The sequence below is a fragment of the Nostoc sp. DedVER02 genome (assembly GCF_034530675.2).
In the GTDB taxonomy this organism is placed as follows: domain Bacteria; phylum Cyanobacteriota; class Cyanobacteriia; order Cyanobacteriales; family Nostocaceae; genus Nostoc.
Genome location: NZ_JAVRCP020000001.1, coordinates 202,608 through 217,797, shown reverse-complemented (window position 1 = coordinate 217,797; position 15,190 = coordinate 202,608). Strand labels below are relative to the sequence as shown.

At 41.7% G+C, this 15,190-nt stretch carries 15 protein-coding genes; 6 read left to right on the top strand and 9 right to left on the bottom strand.

Annotated features, from left to right (window positions below; translation table 11 throughout):
• Nucleotides 1–111: 111 nt before the first annotated feature.
• The 3 genes from RMZ41_RS00920 to RMZ41_RS00910 all read left to right on the top strand — a co-directional run bounded on the left by RMZ41_RS00920 (nt 112) and on the right by RMZ41_RS00910 (nt 2,097).
• Nucleotides 112–318 carry a DUF751 family protein gene (locus RMZ41_RS00920; RefSeq protein WP_322643583.1) on the top strand — a complete coding sequence of 69 codons (207 nt, stop codon included), beginning with the start codon at nt 112–114 and terminating at the stop codon, nt 316–318.
• Nucleotides 319–439: 121 nt separating this feature from the next.
• Entirely contained in the window at nt 440–859 is a 420-nt protein-coding gene (gene rbfA, locus RMZ41_RS00915) for a 30S ribosome-binding factor RbfA (RefSeq protein ID WP_322643582.1), read from the top strand.
• Nucleotides 860–1,860: 1,001 nt separating this feature from the next.
• A complete protein-coding gene (locus tag RMZ41_RS00910; RefSeq protein ID WP_012407481.1) occupies nt 1,861–2,097 on the top strand; it encodes a DUF4327 family protein in 237 nt (78 codons plus the stop codon).
• Between the two features lie 690 nt (nt 2,098–2,787).
• Here the strand turns inward: RMZ41_RS00910 and RMZ41_RS00905 are convergent.
• Complete coding sequence (locus tag RMZ41_RS00905; RefSeq protein ID WP_322643581.1) at nt 2,788–3,141, bottom strand: hypothetical protein; 354 nt, start codon at nt 3,139–3,141, stop codon at nt 2,788–2,790.
• Nucleotides 3,142–4,083: 942 nt separating this feature from the next.
• On the opposite strand from RMZ41_RS00905, the gene RMZ41_RS00900 reads away from it, so the two are divergent.
• Nucleotides 4,084–4,989 carry a cation diffusion facilitator family transporter gene (locus tag RMZ41_RS00900; protein ID WP_322643580.1) on the top strand — a complete coding sequence of 302 codons (906 nt, stop codon included), beginning with the start codon at nt 4,084–4,086 and terminating at the stop codon, nt 4,987–4,989.
• Between the two features lie 16 nt (nt 4,990–5,005).
• Here RMZ41_RS00900 and RMZ41_RS00895 read toward each other — a convergent pair whose 3' ends face one another.
• The 8 genes from RMZ41_RS00895 to RMZ41_RS00860 form a co-directional block, all read right to left on the bottom strand.
• Nucleotides 5,006–5,416, bottom strand: coding sequence for a response regulator (locus tag RMZ41_RS00895; RefSeq protein ID WP_322643579.1), 411 nt, complete (start codon nt 5,414–5,416; stop codon nt 5,006–5,008).
• Nucleotides 5,417–5,777: 361 nt separating this feature from the next.
• Nucleotides 5,778–7,397: a glutamine-hydrolyzing GMP synthase gene (gene guaA / locus RMZ41_RS00890; RefSeq protein WP_322643578.1), complete on the bottom strand. Its 1,620-nt coding sequence runs from the start codon at nt 7,395–7,397 to the stop codon at nt 5,778–5,780.
• Between the two features lie 224 nt (nt 7,398–7,621).
• The gene (gene cbiD / locus RMZ41_RS00885; RefSeq protein WP_322643577.1) at nt 7,622–8,737 is read right to left on the bottom strand and encodes a cobalt-precorrin-5B (C(1))-methyltransferase CbiD; all 1,116 of its coding nucleotides are present in this window, start codon (nt 8,735–8,737) and stop codon (nt 7,622–7,624) included.
• Between the two features lie 190 nt (nt 8,738–8,927).
• Nucleotides 8,928–9,173 (bottom strand): hypothetical protein, encoded by a 246-nt coding sequence (locus RMZ41_RS00880; protein ID WP_322643576.1) that lies wholly within the window; start codon nt 9,171–9,173, stop codon nt 8,928–8,930.
• Complete coding sequence (locus RMZ41_RS00875) at nt 9,154–9,432, bottom strand: BrnT family toxin (RefSeq protein WP_322643575.1); 279 nt, start codon at nt 9,430–9,432, stop codon at nt 9,154–9,156. Before RMZ41_RS00875 ends, RMZ41_RS00880 begins: the two co-directional genes overlap by 20 nt.
• 91 nt (nt 9,433–9,523) lie before the next feature.
• Entirely contained in the window at nt 9,524–9,820 is a 297-nt protein-coding gene (locus tag RMZ41_RS00870) for a hypothetical protein (RefSeq protein ID WP_322643574.1), read from the bottom strand.
• 36 nt (nt 9,821–9,856) lie between these two features.
• A complete protein-coding gene (locus tag RMZ41_RS00865) occupies nt 9,857–10,453 on the bottom strand; it encodes a DUF3177 family protein (protein ID WP_322643573.1) in 597 nt (198 codons plus the stop codon).
• A 672-nt stretch (nt 10,454–11,125) separates the two neighbouring features.
• Entirely contained in the window at nt 11,126–11,371 is a 246-nt protein-coding gene (locus tag RMZ41_RS00860; RefSeq protein WP_322643572.1) for a Calvin cycle protein CP12, read from the bottom strand.
• 367 nt (nt 11,372–11,738) lie between these two features.
• Between RMZ41_RS00860 and RMZ41_RS00855 the strand changes: the two genes are divergently transcribed.
• Nucleotides 11,739–12,980: an FIST N-terminal domain-containing protein gene (locus RMZ41_RS00855; RefSeq protein WP_322643571.1), complete on the top strand. Its 1,242-nt coding sequence runs from the start codon at nt 11,739–11,741 to the stop codon at nt 12,978–12,980.
• A gap of 387 nt (nt 12,981–13,367) precedes the next feature.
• Nucleotides 13,368–15,113: a potassium-transporting ATPase subunit KdpA gene (gene kdpA, locus RMZ41_RS00850; RefSeq protein WP_322643570.1), complete on the top strand. Its 1,746-nt coding sequence runs from the start codon at nt 13,368–13,370 to the stop codon at nt 15,111–15,113.
• The last annotated feature ends 77 nt before the right edge of the window (nt 15,114–15,190 follow it).

Below are 15,190 nucleotides of genomic sequence, written 5' to 3'. Positions count from 1 at the left end.
CAAGGCATATTTTATGTTAGCTGGCTAATTTTCTGGCTGCATAGATTACAATTGAGTTGATAAAGCAGATCAAAACAAACGTAAGTATATAACAAGGCAGTTTACATTCAAATGTTTGACGGATTTTGGGATAACGTCTTTCGCTACCCCCGATACTTAATTAGTATCGTCTTAGGCTTGTTTCTGAACACCTTTGCGCCGTTAGTGCCATTGTTGAAGCGCCCAGTCACCTTGATCGCCATCTTAGGTTTATTTGTAAGCGGTCTAGTTTTCCTTACTCTGACCCTACGAGCAATGCTGGGCTTGAGTACAATCTAGACTAACGCTTTATCGGAGCTATGCCCTACAGACGGTTGCTCTTGGCGTTGCTCCCGCTTAAGTACTAAGCAACTTGCATCTATTTTTTGTCGTACAACCTCTGTCAGGAGGCTAAATTTTTATGGCTACAAATCGCCGGGTTTCCCGCGTTGCTGAATTGATCAAACGGGAAGTTAGCCAAATGCTGCTCAACGGCATTAAGGATGACCGTGTGGGTACAGGAATGGTAAGTGTTACTGATGTTGATGTTTCCGGCGATCTCCAACACGCCAAAATCTACGTCAGTATCTATGGTACAGATGAAGCTAAGGAAGAAACAATGGCAGGCTTAAAGTCAGCCACGGGTTACGTCCGTAGCGAACTTGGGGCGCGGGTACGGCTACGTCGTACACCAGAGGTCATCTTTCTCGAAGATCGCTCCATAGAACGCGGTAATAAGGTATTGGCACTACTAAGCCAGCTTAACCATGAGCGTCCGCCAGAAAATCTGGTATCTGTAGAAGACAGTACAGACGAAGATGATGAATCATTTGATGAATAAGTAACTTAGATAACAATGTAACTTCAGAACAATTAATCTCAGCAAATCCGCCAAAGAGTTTACAGACGCGATCTAGTCACGTCTGTTTTAATGTAACCATAAACTACATTATGGGTCGGTAGTTGCATCTGTATGCTTTCTGTTACCTTGGTTAGGGCTATGAATCAAGGCTTTAAAGACTCTCACTAACTCTTGTTAGAAAGTAGGAAGTTAACGTAGTTGTGGTGTTATGGCGTTGAATCCGCCCAAGTGATTTAGTTCTTTTGTCTTCTATCTCCTGCCTTATAAATGATGTTTGTCAAAGGAAAGCTGTGTAATAGTAGTGCTTAAAAAAATAAAAATATTACGGGTTTACTTAAGAAATTATTAACCGATACTAGGGTAAAAGCCTTCATAGTGTACTTTAGCCGTTATGTTTTGCAACAGTTTATACCCTAGTATCTGACAAATGTTCTTGTGTTGTTTACCCTTAGATAAATAAGTAGGTAAGCGTAAGTCCTATATAAGATAAAACCTCACCCTCAATCCCTCTCCAAAGTATCGGAGAGGGAAGCCGGAGGCAGGGTGAGGTTTTATATTTAATTTGACCCACTTACTTACCAGCAGTTCTAGAATCGGCTTCAAGGTGATTATTTAATGTGTAAGCAATGCCTGCGGCGGGCTATTCGGTGTCGTAATATGAATTCTTCCCACCCGCCAAATCTTGCCTAAATACATCAATGGCAAGGCTTTCAGGCTTGTCAGATAAAAACCATAAAGCCGCCATAGCAGGTAAAGTTAACTACTCGGAATTTTTTTTGTAAAGCGGATTTTCGATAAATGTCAGGATTCGTTGACTTTCTTAACATTTCTTGAGATAATTTCAGGATATCTAGCGTCAAAATAAAAATAGTTCCGTATAGCAAACTACAAAATACTAGCCACAAGTCTAATTTCTGTAATGTTTGTTCCTAATTATTAACGGGAACACTATCGTAAGTGTTAATTTGTGAGTAAAAACCATGAGTGTGAATACGGTGCCTTCTATCAATTACTACTCTCTCGATTTGATTCAAGACGAAGCACGCCGACTGGTGCAAAAGGGGATGATTAGCCGACAACAGCCAATATATACCCTTTGCCAATACATTCCAGCGAGAGAGTGGGTTTGCGTTGAATGTGAATTAGAGAAATGTGACTTTTTGTTACGCGATCGCATTGGCGACCTAATTGGCCGCGAACAGTGGGACAACGATTAAGGGATTGGGATTTATTTTCGATGTGCTAATGTCACAGTCAACGATCCTATGCCCAATCTGGCAGATAATCTCTGGTTTTTGATGAGCATTGCGCCATACAGAATCTTGCGTTTTTCATTAACACAAAAGTATTTGAGTCTGAATTTATACGACTCCTCAAGTTAAAAGAGGCATCAGAACCGAATGGCACTAAGAAAAGGGACAATCGTTGAGGCAGCAGGGGTGCAGAGGAGCAAAGGAGCAGGGGAGAAAGAAGAAGTTTTAGGCAATTGTGTTCGGATATTTAGAAATTCCCCTCTGCCCCGCTGCTCCCCTGCACCCTCCCCCTCTGCAATCCTTACGCTGCCTACCATTCAGCTTAACTTAGTGCCATTCGCTTCAGAACCATTTCTTCTGTACATCTGATGCTACAGCTTGAGTTTGGTACCTAGATTCTGTGAAGTTCCTACATTGACCCTGTACAAGTGTAGGAACTTCACTTTGGCTCACAATTTATAACATCGCTTACTGGCAGGAAGCGATAGCGTCTTTGTTGTTCAAAGCTAACATCCGTCTTGAAAAGTTTGCTCAGTCGCGCTAACCGACAACAAAGTAAACTTTTACAAGTAAGTTGCTGAACTTTCGCAAAATCCCAAATTCATATAGAGTTATTTTTTAAAAAATCTCAAAAACCATAGAGAAATATATAAATTATTCAACTTGCTCTAAATATTGATTAATGTCTTCAATAATACGGGTAAGTTCAGCTTCAGTAGTCAAGCGGATGTTGAGATTGCGGACAGTCAGCAAAACTTTGGCTGCGAAGGGCGTTGGCCAAATATTAGGATTACAGAAAATTTCTAAAAATACTTCACCCGTATAACGATATTCCATTGGAGGTTGGGGAGTGACTTTACCACCTCCAGGAGTGGGTTTAGCGGCGACAGCTTTTAGGCGCTCCATCAATTGATCTGTCGCTGTCTTTAATTCTCGTGCTGCTTGGGGTGAAAAGCTGAAGGAGACAGAACCTTCAATTAGGTTCAATGTTAGAGGAATTGAAGACATAAGTTTTTTATTAAAGCTTATTGATAAGTATTAATCTTACCGGAAGAATAGACCAAGCTGCCGAGATCGACGACAGAGAAGCCTACTTTTTTGAATAGGAATTACCCAAAAAGACAGTGAAACCCTTGATTTACTGTAGGAGCAATTCATGAAAAACTCCACCCACAAGAGGATGGAGTTTCTGGGAATGGGGAAGAGCCTGTAATGCCCAATGCCCCAAGCGGCGGGGCGGCTATCTCTCTCCATCCCCTTGTGGGTGGAGAGAGATAGCCGCTTTCGATAAATTTCCCCTACATTTTATAGTTGATGCTCAACTTTTATTGAAGATGCGCCTATAGATCGCTGATAGTAGTCACAATATCTTTGATGTATAGCGATCCGATGTGATTTCTGAATCACTCGTAGAGATAAGGGACTGGGGATTGGGGACTGGAGACTGGGAAAAAGGAATAAATGTGTACTGAGTTTTGTTCAAAAATCAAATATAGGGCCACTATTTGATTTTTGAAAAGATACGTAGGGGAGCCAGTCGCGTAGGCGGGTTTCCCGACTTGAGTTTCTTCGTAGCGGTAGCGACAGCGTAACGCGCCAAAGCCTTAAGAGTGGTGTGTTACGGCTTACGCCTAACACACCCTACAAATACTTAGATTTTTTAGAAATCAAATATGATTCCTATATGAGTTCTATATTAATAACAAAATTAATTAAAATCTTTTTGGAATTAATGCTAAATATCTGCTGTTATCTGTAAAGGCATAACTAATACCTGTAGAACTTGTAGCTGTTTTTAGTTATAAAGAATCTCAACAAAATGCTATAAAATATAGAGCCTATAGACAGACTTAATTTTTACTGCGTAAGACTTTGATACATTTGATTAGTGTTTATTTGTCTTCTGAGTTCTACATTAGAAGTCATAGAACTTGATGTGATAAATTATTCATGATTTACGATAACCGCGCCGAAGTGCGAAAGGTTTTAATTATTACCCTATTACTCAACCTGTTTGTAATGGGATTAAAAGCACTTGTGGGTTACTGGACAGGTTCGTTGAGTTTGCTAGCTGATGCGTTGCATAGTGTGACAGATAGCGCCAACAACGTTTTAGGATTAATTGCAAGTAAATTTTCTTCTCCACAACCCGATCGCGAACATCCCTACGGACACAGCAAATTTGAAGCTGTGGGAGCTTTAGGAATTGCTTCATTTTTAGGAATAGCCTGCTTTGAAATTCTGCAAGGAGCAATTGAGCGAATTCTCAAAGGTGGTGGTGAAGCTGTGAGAATATCGCCACCTGAGTTGTGGTTATTACTAATTGTGCTGGGTATAAATATTTTTGTAGCGTTTTACGAACGTAGTGTAGGTAAGCGCGTAGGTAGCTCAATTCTCATTGCTGATGCTACACATACCATGAGTGACATCTGGGTGACAATCTCTGTAATTGCCGGCTTAATAGGAGTTTGGCTAGGTTATCAATGGATGGATCTGGTGTTGGCTTTTCCTGTCGCCTTATTGGTATTTTGGAGTGGCTGGTCAGTTTTAAAAGAGAATTTGCCTTGGCTTGTGGATCAAATTGCGATCGCACCAGAAGCAATTCATGCGATCGCTACTTCTGTTCCAGGTGTAATTAACTGTCATGATATTGCTTCTCGCGGTGTTCTTGGTCGTCAAGTGTTCATTGAAATGCATTTAATAGTAGATGCGTCGGACGTAGAAACAGCCCACCACATCACCGAAGAAGTAGAAAGCCGATTAGAAGAACGTTTCCGTCCAGTGAGAGTTTTAATTCACGTTGAGCCACCAGCATATAAGTCTGAGAAAATCACTTTTGAAACTGGAGCAAACTAGTCTCAGCAATTTCAAATCATCCTTTGTTCAAATAAGAAGCAACCAAATCAGCGACGATCGCAACTAGTTCCCCTGGATCAACTGGTTTAGCCACATGAGTCTGAAAACCTGCTTCTAGCGCACGGCTACGATACTCGCTATCACCATAAGCAGTTAAGGCGATCGCGGGAAGTTTTTCATAAATATCAGGCTTTAGCGCCCGGATCTTGCGGATCAGGGTGTAGCCATCTTCACCAGGCATAGCAATATCACAAATCAGTACATCGGGTTGCAACTCAGACAGTACTTTCAATGCTACCTCTGCCGATGCAACTGCCCTAACGGTGGCTCCATCAGTTTCTAACACAGTAGTAATGTAAAAGCGGCTATCATCATCATCATCAACTACGAGAATGTTTAAGCCAGCAAGGGGAAGAGGAGGTTCCATAACATCTCCATTAATGTTTATCAAATGAAAGTTATTTCTAATGAGATGCTGGTTTTTCTCTATCACCACACCATTGCTAATTTTACTGCGATCGCGTCTATTTTTATAGATAATAATTCAATTTGTCCAACCACAATCCAATAGATGGTTAATTGTTAGCTTAAATTTATAGTTATTGACTGGATACAATCATATTAATTTTTAAATTTATTTACGAGTCAAAAAAATAGACAATGCCCAAACTCAAAACGAGTCAGGTCGGCATTGCCATTTCAAAATATGTGAATCTAAACTACTGCAAATAATTTGAATTATGGAAAAGATTGATCGGCTTTTAGTTAAGTCTGACTACAAAACTTAATTACTCCCATTCAATGGTTCCAGGTGGCTTAGAGGTGATGTCATAAACCACTCGATTTACCCCTTTCACCTCATTCACAATCCGAGTAGAAATCACTTCCAAGACATCGTAAGGGACTCTGGCCCAATCAGCAGTCATGCCATCTTCACTGGTAACAATCCGCAAGACAATGGGGTAAGCGTAAGTACGTTGATCGCCCATAACGCCAACACTACGAATTGGCAGCAATACAGCAAATGCTTGCCAAAAATCATGATACATACCGCGTTGGTTAATTTCTTGCCGCACAATCAAATCAGCATCGCGCAAAATATTTAACCGCTCAGATGTAACTTCCCCCAGAATGCGAATTGCCAACCCAGGCCCAGGAAAAGGTTGTCTTTGGACAATTTCTTCTGGTAAACCAATGGAACGCCCAACTTTGCGGACTTCATCTTTAAATAATTTCCGCAGTGGTTCCACCAATTTAAATCTTAGGTCTTTGGGCAAACCGCCAACATTGTGATGACTCTTAATTTTTACCGCTACCCGCTCACCAGTTTGGGGATCGACGTTGGTATCAGCAGATTCGATGACATCTGGATATAGCGTCCCTTGAGCCAAATAGTCAAAGTGGCCGAGGCGCTTAGATGTTTCCTCAAATACGCTGATAAATTCGTGTCCGATGCGGCGGCGTTTTTCTTCCGGATCTGTAACACCAGCAACCTTAGCTAAAAAGCGATCGCGGGCATTCACATACTCTACAGGAATGTGAAACTGCTCTTGGAAAAGTTTTACCAATCGTTCTGGCTCATACTTTCGCATAAAGCCTTGATCGATAAACACACAAGTTAGTTGCTCGCCAATGGCTTTATACAGCAAGAATGCCAGGGTAGAAGAATCCACTCCCCCAGATAGCGCCAAAAGTACCCGTTTATCACCAACTCTAGAGCGAATTTCCCGAATCGCCTCTTCGACAAAAGCCGCAGTTGTCCAAGTCGGTTCGCAATCGCAGATATGGTAGACAAAATTACGGATTAATGCTAATCCACCAAGAGAATGTACCACTTCTGGATGGAATTGAACGCCGTAAAGTTTCTTTTCGTGGTCAGCAATAGCCGCACAGGGGGTATTTTCTGTATGTGCCAGTAATTCAAAACCTGATGGCATTTGGGTAACAGAGTCTCCGTGACTCATCCACATGGTAGTGCCATCTTCAACATTAGTGAGCAAATCTGTAGGATCGTCAATATATAATGATGCTTTGCCGTATTCACCTCGGTCAGCCCTTGCTACTTCCCCACCGAGTTGGTTTACCATTAGCTGCATCCCATAGCAAACACCCAAGACGGGTATTCCTAAATTCCAGATTTCTGGATCGCAATGGGGAGCCTTCTCACCATAAACCGAACTCGGGCCACCGGAGAGGATGATTCCCTTGGGATTAAGTTGGCGCAATTGTTCAGAAGTAGTGCGATAGGATAAAACTTCAGAGTATACTTGAGTCTCGCGGATGCGACGGGCAATTAACTCAGAATATTGAGAGCCGAAGTCTAAAATTACAATTAATTGGCGATCAAGCCGCCCAACACTTTCCAATGTTTGGGGCGCTTGTTCTGTCTGTATCACCGCTGTATTCATGACGGGAGTATTATGTCTGTTAAGGGTAGATGCTTTGTGGTCTATAGTGATGCTATTATTCAACCTGGGTAGGTCGATAATTGGGTAAAAACCCTAGACAAACGCGAGGTTATGTGCGTTTGTCTAGTCTCGGAGCCGGAGATGGTATTAGAACGATAAACTTACCCTAGTGTGGTTACTTAAAAGATTGTTTATTTGAATTGTTTACGATTATTCATAATAAATTAACATAATTTTCCCATCAACAGAGCAGCAGTTTTACTCTTCACGATAATTTTGCGATCGCGATCGAACATAACCGAGCCACAGACTGTAACTGCTGTGCCCCTTTCGCTATGGCTTTGGATGTATTCTTGAGAACGAACATCAATAGTTTCGGCGATCGCACTGTAAACTTGATTTACCCAATCACTACCAGTTGCAGCATCGAGTGATTTTAAGTATGTTAGTGCTGCTTCGGCGGTAGCACTGTTAAACACAGCTTGGATATCTGGTGATTTTAAACCTGCGATCGCACAGTGCGCTGCTAAAATTTCCCTACGTCCATCAGCCAAGTAGTGATGGGTGTGAAAAATTCCCCCCGCTAGTTTCATCAGCTTTCCGTGATAGCCAAATAATAAAATTTCTTTTACACCCAGCACCTCAGCTTCTACTAACATTGGACCAAGCCAGTTAGCAGTTTTGACCAATTGTTCGGGATTAATCCCTAGTTTACGCGCCAAATCTAGGCCATTTTCGCCGATACAGAATACTAAAGTCTCAAAAAGACTGGCTTTATTTTGTAATTCCGCCCGAAAAACTGCAAGCTGATCTGGCGTACTTAAAGGTTGAGAAATACCAGTTGTGCCTAAAAGCGAAAGTCCTTCCACCACACCAAAAGCAGAATTTGAAGTCCGAACAGCTAGCGATCGCCCTTCGGGTAAAATAATTGTCACCGTGATTTTTTCCCCAGGTGCTAGCATCCTTTGCAAGTTTTCTTTTAGGAGCCTTTGAGCATAAGTATAAATTGCTGGCTTGTCATCAGCATTCGCCTGTTTGCCAATTCCTTCCCCGCCTTTAATGATTACAGCATCATCACCCTGTTCTCGCCATTCCACCAATGCCCAAATCGGTGTATCTTTAGTCAAATCAAGATTATCACCAGGATCGCTGCGAGTTATTGCTAAAGCTGTATTTTCAGATAATCCTGCTACCTGTTCAATGGGGATTTCAGCGATTTGAGACGGTTCAATCAAATCTACAGAGGCAAAAGTTAGGGATTTGCGATCGTGTAACCAATGTAAAGCTGCAACGGCCGCGGCACAGGCAAATACTGGGAGTGTGTATCCAGAACGGGACATTTTTAAATTTAAAAGTCAAAATAATTCTTCAAAATCGCTTGCCCAGTGTCATGCAGAGAAGATAGTTTCAGACGGTAATTGTAGACCAATCTATAGCTTGCTTCCTTCAAAGTAACGTTCCTCATCAGGGGATATAAGCAAAGTTCAAATCAGCACCAGAGGTTTTCATCAGTTGGCTACATTGGGGTTGTTAGGCTGTGTCGTCGTCTGTAACTTGTGGCATTGACTCAATTAGTGCCCTTAGCACCTTATTGACCGATTCTGGTGTTGTAAAAACTTGAGCTACATCTTCATCTAGAACTACAACTTTTAGCAGTTGCTTTCTTCTACTTTTAGCAGCAAAGCGGTTGGGCTTCGCCTTTTTATAATCAAAGTGGTACTCAGCTAAAAGCTCGTCATCTGAATTGTGTGACTCCTCAAAAGGCGTTTTGTTCATAGTCTTCACGCTCCCTTCGAGTGGCTAAACGGGCACTGATAATGCGAATAGCATTAGAACGTTCGGTGAATGAAATTAATAGCAAGCGATTGTTTTGGGAGTGCCCAATAATAATCTCTCGCTTCTCATTCACTGAGTGAGCTTGATCATCAAAAATAACTGCCAGTACATTATCAAAGACGGTCTTAGCTTCTTCAAAGCTGACACCATGCTTTGTTATATTAGCTTTTGCTTCTGATTCATCCCACTCAAACTCCATGTCTAAATCATATCTGATTATTCACAAAGCCAAGCAATCCTATGCAAAAGTCTGCCATTTCAACAATAAGTTCTCCAGCTTCAAACATTAGTTAAACTCCCACTTCTGATAATAGAGTTTCCATAGCTTCCCAAGAAATTCCTTGTTGAATATAACGAGGTGCTTCAGGATTATAAGGACTGGCTACTCGGTCAATGTTGAGGATAATTGCCCCATCTGGTAGAACTGGTACATCTGCATCAAATGCTGTTGGACGCATCAAAGAACTAGAAAAGCCTTTGAAAATAGCAATTGTATCTTCCTCATGGGCAATTTCCACTGTTATAATTAGGACTTCTTGGGGGCGTTTAGCGGTGTATTGTTCCAGTCGCTTGCCAATGGAATTCATTTTTTTAAAGTAGGGGTACGTTGGCGCAGTGAACTGTTATTGTGGTGAGGCTGAACGTCCCTGCTTGCCCAGCTTAATCAGAACAAAATAGCTTAAGTAAACTACATAAACTATTAAACTAGTTATGCCAAGAAAACCTAAGAACTCAGCTTTGCTATTAGCATGAAAATATTCTTTAAATAATAACGGAACCTCGAACCAGACGCGACAATAGGAAGTCTTCATCACATTGGCAGAAAAAGCACAACCCAAAAATGGGATAAACGCTAATGTACCCAAAAGACAATAAACAGTTGTAGCCCACCGCCAAGAGGTAAAAATAAATTTCAAAGCGCCACTGGTTTGATACTCAATTTCATCGTTGATATCTACCCAGAACCACAACGCAATTGGGATTAAAATCTGAGCCATCAACCCAGAGAGAAAGCTAACTGGATACTGGGCAATCATTAAGTAAATTGTGATTGCCACCAGGCTCGAGACTCGCCAGTATATAGTCAATAAGCGTTGTATACCTTCTGCTTTTTGCACAAATGCCCAAATCAGAAGAACTAGCGGAATAATTACCAGGAATAATACTGCCAGTCGGTAATCAATCCAGACGAAAGGGCGAAACCAAATATCATAGTCCATAGTTTTTCTCAAATGATAAATAAAACGTTTCTAACTAAGAGCAAGTATCCATAACTGACAAAACTGTAAGCTATTAGCTAGCTAGTAGTCCATCTATATTACAAACAGTTTAATCAAAGCACAAAATCTAGCCTTGAGACTGCGCTCTAACTTCTTTGTACAAGCAAGTGACTACCCAACTTATACTATTTCACGCAATTGATACTATAAACACGTTTGTAGGGGCATACAGATGTACGCCCCTACAGCCAATTCATGCGTTGCAAAGATTTTTGGAAAGGGTATTATATGGTAAATTTTTAATTTCCTTTCCTAAATCTTTCTATTTGGCAAAAAACAAGCAACTCAAAGATTCTCAACTTAGATTTTGCACCTATCTATAGTAGCGTCAGGGAGCCTCTTAAAAAAGCACCAAGCAGCTATATACTTGCTACTCACGGACAAAACCCTCATATTTTTGAGTATAAAGGTTAGTTTTTAAGATAAAAACTCTCAAAGTTTAACCCTCATACATCCGTAATTCCAGATATTTCACCAAATTTTTCCCGTTGGAGAAAATTATGAAAGAGCAAGAGTACGGTTTTAGCCGAAAGTAGCGTAATGCTAAATTTCAGTCAGTAAATCTTTGGTTGCTTGATGACAAACGAACAGAAAATTAATTTGTTTAAATTTCTAGTCGTCATAAACCCGGCATTCAATTGCATCTGGGTTGTCATCACAATACTGTTCTAGAGAATTTTTTGGCTTGCTTTGGCGCTTGTGGGAAGCTTCAGCTTGCAATTCTTCTACTGCATCCCAAGCAGCAGCACACTCTGGTGAATTGCTGCCGCTAATGTCACAGACAGTACGCGCTTGTTCTACTTCTTCTTGAATTTTATCTTGGATGTCGCTCTTTGCTGTTTCTTGGATGTTGGTCATCGCTTTAGTCTCGTTGTGTGTTGTTAATACTAGTATAGAAAAACTTCAGAAATGGCAGATTTGAGCTTGATTACTAACCATTCTAACTATTTAGCTCATAAGTTAGTATTTTAGCCTATTGATTTATAACCAATACAGGAAACCGCCGCATCTATAATGCATTCATCTTTATTTTTTAAGATTTTGTGGAATCAGTACGATAGATAAACAATCATACAATATATTTAGATGCATCTATTAGAATGACAACCTCATCTGATTGGGATGGAGGAGACAAAAGCTAGCACTAATTCTTATAGGATGCAATTCTTCCCAAAATCAAAAGTCAAAACCTACTAGCCTAAAAAGAGAAAGAAGCTCAAAACTCATGGCAGACCAAATGCAGTGGGCAAATGCCCTATCAACCCGTCATTCTCTGGAAGCCGCCGTTACAGATGTGGTGGAACGAGCTATATCATCGTTAACAGCACCTGCGGATCTAGGACTGGTATTCATTTCGTCTGCTTTTGCGAGTGAGTATTCCCGATTGTTACCCCTGTTAACTGAAAAACTTTCTGTACCAGTGCTAATTGGCTGTAGTGGTGGCGGGGTGATTGGGACGACAGTTGCCGGAAAAACCCAAGAATTGGAAGCTGAACCAGCTATTAGCTTGACTTTAGCACATCTTCCTGGGGTGAAGGTTCAAGTTTTTCATGTTGTTGCTGAAGAATTACCTGACTTAGATAGTTCTCCAGATGCTTGGGTTGATTTGATTGGTGTGCCACCATCACCGACACCTCAGTTCATTTTGCTGTCTAGTTCTTTGGCCTCTGGAATTAATGATTTGTTGCAGGGGTTGGATTTTGCTTATCCAGGATCGGTGATAGTGGGAGGACAGGCTAGTGGTGGAGGCATGGGTGGCCGTGTTGCCCTATTTTGTAATGAGACTGATGGCGAGGAATGCCAAAGCTTGTATCGTGAAGGCACTATTGGTATAGCTTTGACTGGCAATATTGTTTTAGAAACTATTGTCGCTCAAGGATGCCGACCGATTGGCAAACCATTGCAAGTTACAAAAGCCGATCGCAATATCATCTTAGAGTTAGATGAACAAGTGCCGCTAGTGGTGTTGCGAGATTTGATTGCCAGTCTCAGCGAACACGAACGAACTTTAGCACAGCACTCTCTGTTTGTTGGCGTGGCGATGGATGAGTTTAAGCTGGCTTTGCAACAAGGAGACTTTTTAATTCGTGGTATTCTTGGGGTCGATCCAGCAGCTGGGGCGATCGCAATTGGCGATCGCGTCCGTCCTGGTCAAAGGCTGCAATTCCACCTGCGCGATGCCGAAGCCTCGGCTGAAGACTTAGAATTACTTCTCCAAAGTTATCAAACTCAACGAGAATCTGAACCTTCTGCCGTCGCTGCCCTAATGTTTGCCTGTCTAGGGCGTGGCGAAGGGCTATATGGTAAACCAAATTTCGATTCTGAACTATTTCGCCGTTACCTCAGCGATATTCCTGTAGGCGGCTTTTTCTGTGGTGGTGAAATCGGCCCTGTTGGTGGCAGAACCTTCTTACACGCCTACACTTCCGCATTTGGAATTTGTCGCCAAAATCAAAATCAGTTATAAATTAGACTCCTGACTCTTCGCTCTCAATCCACGGTGTCTAGATCCCCGGCTTCTTTAAGAAGTCGGGGATTTAACTTTTACTAATTATTTATAACTGCTACAGCTATTTGTTTAGTATTTAGCTGCCCTTCTATATTTGCAGATATATATAAAGATAAACGTTCTGAAAACTTCTATATATATAAATATATTTCTCGTATAGGGTAGTTTAAATATTAATTTATACCTTGTCTTCCTTCAAAAAAAGCTCGATGATTGATTCAGAAAGTCCATAGCTATAAGTGAGCTAATTAATAATGCCAATATATTTCGTTATTGTTTTTGATTCATAACAAGAATATCTGATATTTATCTGGAATTTATTCATGTCGGAGTTTAAATAATCCAATGCTACAAGGATGGATTCAAATTACATTAACGCTACTAATTATAGTAGCAATTACTCCATTTTTTGGGCGCTACATGGCGCGTGTATTTTTAGAACAAAGGACTTTTCTCGACCCAGTTTTGAATCCGGTTGAGCGGCTGCTTTACGCCTTGGTTGGCGTTACAGGTAAAGAAAATATGACGGGCTGGCAGTATGGGCGGGCAATCGTCTACAGCAACGTAGTAATGGCGTTGCTGCTTTTCTTTATCATTATGAATCAGGGATGGTTGCCCCTCAATCCCACGGGAATAAATGCCCCAACTTGGGATACAGTACTACATACTACTATTTCATTTATTACTAATACCAACCAGCAGCATTATTCTGGTGAAACCTACCTGAGCTATGCCAGTCAAATGTGGGGGCTGGGTTATCACATGTTCACCTCTGCTGGCACTGGTTTGGCAGTAGGAATTGCTTTTATTCGGGGATTGACGGGTAGATCGTTAGGCAACTTTTATGTAGACCTAATTCGCTCAATTACCCGAATTTTGCTGCCTATTTGTATTGTGGGCGGCATTGTTTTGATAGCTGCTGGCGTTCCCGAAACCCTAGCGGGTGTAGCTGTATTCCCGACCTTGGAAGATCCGAATATTAGTCAGGCGATCGCTCGCGGCCCTGTTGCCCATTTTGAAATTATCAAGCAATTAGGAGAAAACGGCGGTGGCTTTTTCGCCATCAACTCAGCACACCCCTTTGAAAATCCCAGCGCATTTACGAATTTAATTCAGATCGTGGCAATGCTTTCAATTCCCACGTCCCTGATCTATACATACGGTTTGTTTGCCAATAACACCAAACAAGCGTTGTTACTCTACGGTATGGTTGGGGTAATTTTTCTAGGATTTCTGATTGTTACTGCCATTGGGGAATACAACGGCAATCCGGCTGTGAATGCACTGCTGGGTAGTCAGCAACCGAATTTAGAGGGTAAAGAAGTCCGGTTTGGTTGGGCGCAATCTGCATTATTTGCGGTAAGTACAACTGGTACTATGTGCGGCGCAGTTAATAGTTTCCATGACTCCTTTATGCCCTCTGGCGGTTTTATTTTTCTTTCTAATATGTTCCTGCAAATTATGTGGGGTGGACAGGGTACAGGAACAGCTTACTTGTTTGCCTATAGCATTTTGGCGGTATTTGTAACAGGTTTGATGGTGGGACGCACGCCAGAATTTTTGGGACGCAAGATTGAAAAGCGGGAAGTCGTACTTGCTAGCTTTCTGATTTTGCTAGTTCACCCCATTGCTATTTTGATTCCGGGGGGAATCGCCTTAGCTTTTCCTGACCAATTGGCAGGGATTAGCAATCCTGGCTTCCACGGCTTTTCTCAAGTGATTTACGAATATGCCTCAGCTGCTGCTAACAACGGTTCTGGGTTTGAAGGTTTAGGAGATTCACAACCTTCTCCGTTAGCGATCGCTACAGGTACAAAAACAACTGCAACCGCTCTGTGGTGGAACTTGAGTACCTGCTTCAGTTTACTAGCTGGACGCTATATCCCAATTTTAGGTTTGCTGTTATTAGCAGATAGTATGTCTCGCAAGCAAGCTGTTCCCTACACCACTGGTACATTGCGAACCGACACCGGACTATTTACAGGCGTTACCGCAGGCGTGATTTTAATCTTGGGCGCACTTACATTCTTCCCAGTGCTGGCATTAGGCCCCATCGCTGAAGCCTTTTTTATCGCTAAAGGTATTGGGTAGGGGTAGAGGCAGGGGAGCAGGGGAGAAATATTAATCCCCAATCCCCAATCCCCAATTACGAATTACGAATTACGAAT